Source organism: Streptococcus cristatus, from assembly GCF_003943505.1.
Lineage (GTDB): Bacteria > Bacillota > Bacilli > Lactobacillales > Streptococcaceae > Streptococcus > Streptococcus cristatus_E.
The window spans coordinates 1-839 of record NZ_RJPS01000049.1 but is presented as its reverse complement, the minus strand read 5'-3'; the positions used below and the strand labels follow the sequence as shown (position 1 = coordinate 839).

The 839-nt window shown below is 44.2% G+C and carries 2 protein-coding genes; both read right to left on the bottom strand.

The window, feature by feature from the left end; genetic code table 11:
• Positions 1-549: SNF2-related protein (locus tag D8792_RS10890; RefSeq protein WP_125374008.1), on the bottom strand; the 549-nt coding region annotated here is incomplete at its 3' end.
• Positions 530-811: a VRR-NUC domain-containing protein gene (locus tag D8792_RS10885; RefSeq protein WP_003084768.1), complete on the bottom strand. Its 282-nt coding sequence runs from the start codon at positions 809-811 to the stop codon at positions 530-532. The genes D8792_RS10885 and D8792_RS10890, both read right to left, overlap by 20 nt.
• Between the last annotated feature and the right edge of the window lie 28 nt (positions 812-839).

The following is an 839-nucleotide window of genomic DNA, read 5'->3' as shown; positions in this document are numbered from 1 at the left end:
ACCAAGACGTTCTCCTCCGTCAATGACTTTAAACTCTGCGAACAAGTCCATCAGTCCATTCGAGCTTGGTGTTCCTGTTAGTCCAACCACTCGCTTCATGTAAGGTCGCATAGTCATGAAGGCTTTGAAACGCTTGGACTGCCATGACTTGAAAGAACTCAATTCATCAATTACAACCATGTCCCACTTGAAATACGGACTGCATTGTTCCACCAGCCAAGGTAGGTTTTCACGATTTACGATATAGATATCCGCATCTTTCTGAAGGGCTACTTTTCGTTGCTTGGGAGTACCAACTATTTTCGAATACCGTAAGTTACGCAACTCAGACCATTGCTCAATCTCGTCACTCCAGACAGTATTTGCGACTCGCAGTGGGGCAATAACCAAAACCTTAGTAACCTCAAATCGGTCAAACATCAGCTCATTTACTGCAGACAAGGTTGTAGCCGTCTTCCCCATCCCCATGTCTAGGATGACTGCTGCATAAGGGTGACCTATGATGAAGTCCTTAGCGACTACCTGATAGTTATGTAATGTCAATTTCATCTAACACTTCTCCAATCATCTCAATGCGGTCAATGACATAAACCTTAAAGCCTAACCGCTCGAACAGTTTATGTCTTGACACTTGTAACTTCCTTGGCTTCTGGTCGGGAGCCTTTACTTCCACCAAGCCAAACTTGCCCTTGGGTAAAAACACCAAACGATCTGGAACACCAGAAAAAGAGGGCGATACCCATTTAGGACAAATACCTCCTCGAGCTTTCACAGACTTCACCAAAGCTTGCTCAACGTACTTTTCTCTCATCGTTCTAAATCCTTTCGTCAAATTGAAG

Coding starts and splice junctions, on each gene's coding strand:
- D8792_RS10885 (WP_003084768.1), bottom strand. CDS start 811: ATGAGAGAAAAGTACGTTGAGCAAGCTTTGGTGAAGTCTGTGAAAGCT.